1 protein-coding gene is annotated in these 1746 nt (G+C 59.6%); it reads right to left on the reverse strand.

The annotated features are described in order from the left end of the window. Positions 1 to 1371 (reverse strand): InlB B-repeat-containing protein (locus Uis1B_RS11630; RefSeq protein WP_165782882.1); only part of this gene is annotated, 1371 nt, incomplete at its 3' end. Between the last annotated feature and the right edge of the window lie 375 nt (positions 1372 to 1746).

Below are 1746 nucleotides of genomic sequence, written 5' to 3' on the forward strand. Positions count from 1 at the left end.
CTGCGGCGGAATGGCGGTCCACCGGGCCGTGAGCTTCAGATCCGAGGTGACCGGGGTGTTGAAATCCCACTTCGCATTGCCGTTGTACCAGCCCGTGAACGAGTAGCCGCTGCGGGTCGGCGCCTTCGGCTGAACGGCCCTCGAACCGTCAACGACCTTCTGCGAGGTTACTGCCGTGCCGCCCGCACTGTCGAACGATACGGTACGGTACACCGTGTTTGCCGTCCAATGCGCGACAAGCTTCAGGTTCCCAGTCACGGGGGTGTTGAAGTCGTACCTGGTGTTGCCGTTGAACCAGCCCGCGAACGAGTAGCCGGAGCGGGTAGGATCGGCGGGCTGAGACGCCTTGGCGTTCTTTTTTACCGTTTGTGTGGGCACCGTGGTGCCGCCGGCCGGGTCGAACGACACCGTATACGTGGTGCTCGCATCCAGCAGGGCCATGTACTGGTCGAACTTCGCCAACAGATTCTCCGGAAGAGTCATCCCTTGATTGGTCAGATAATCGGAATCCTCCGGAATGATGTCGTTGGGGAATCCGGCTCCGGGCAGATATGGTGGATTCACGGAGCCGCTGGTCTTTGAATAGTAATTCTGGACGGTAGTGTGCCAGGCTGTGCCGGTAAGGCCGATCGAAGCGTATATATACTCACCGTACTGCTGTTGGACCGGGCGCCAGTAGTATCCGACGTAGTTCACGTAGTGACCGGTCTCTCCCACTGCGGAGCCGTCTGCGGCCTTGCCGTCGAGTTTGCCGTCTGTCATGTCCTTGTCATAATTGGAGACCTCGCTATTATAGAAGTCCTTATATCCGTCATCGCTGGAGGTGATGCCCTGCGCGTCGCCGATGCCCCAATGACCGCCGGTAGCACGAACCGCATTAGCAACAAACTGTTGATTGAGTAGCATCTGCAGGTTGAGCTGCTGAGCTGCCAGCCGCTTGTTCGGATCATTGCAGCGGCGCCCCTTGCCGGCGGGTAGGTCCATGCGGCACGGCTCGTTGGTCAGCGTGGCGCGGAACTGGTTGGACTTGACGTCCTCCTGCAACGCCTTGCGCGTGTTCGCCAGACTCGTGGCGTCTCCGTCGGACCCGAGCTTCGTGAAAGATGGATCATCCTTCATGTCGGATTCGAGCTTGTTGATCGCTCGTCTGGCGTCGGCCCTCTCATCCTCTGATTTGGCGGTGACACTGACCCATTTGGCGAACCCGTACGACGAGTTGATCTGCTCTTGGGTCAAGCCCTTCGACCAGTCACCGTTAGTGTCGGAACCCGTGTCCGCATGGGCTCCCACCACTGGCGCCACCACGACCGTCAACAGCATCGCCAGCGACGCCAGGACCGCTGTCAGTCCTCGTCTCATACTCCTATTCATTGTTTTCTCTCCTTGATCACTCTCCCCGCGGGGATTCCGATGACTCCAAGCCTACGCCCGGACACGGGAACCCCACGGGAAACAAAACCATCATTCAACTCACTCACCGGAGGCGGAACCGCCTCCGGCTACCCGAATGTGAAACCTCACCGGTCGATGGGTGCCGCCCTCCGGGCAGGCACCCATCGACCCGTTTGGGTGTTCACCCGTTTGGGTGTTCACCCGTTTGGGTGTTCACCCGTTTGGGTGTTCACCCGTTTGGGTGTTCACCCGTTTGGGTGTTCACCCGTTTGGGTGTTCACCCGTTTGGGTGTTCACCCGTTTGGGTGTTCACCCGTTTGGGTGTCGGCCCGTTTGGGTGGGGGAAGGGATCGT

The sequence above is a fragment of the Bifidobacterium margollesii genome (genome assembly GCF_002860355.1).
GTDB lineage: Bacteria > Actinomycetota > Actinomycetes > Actinomycetales > Bifidobacteriaceae > Galliscardovia > Galliscardovia margollesii.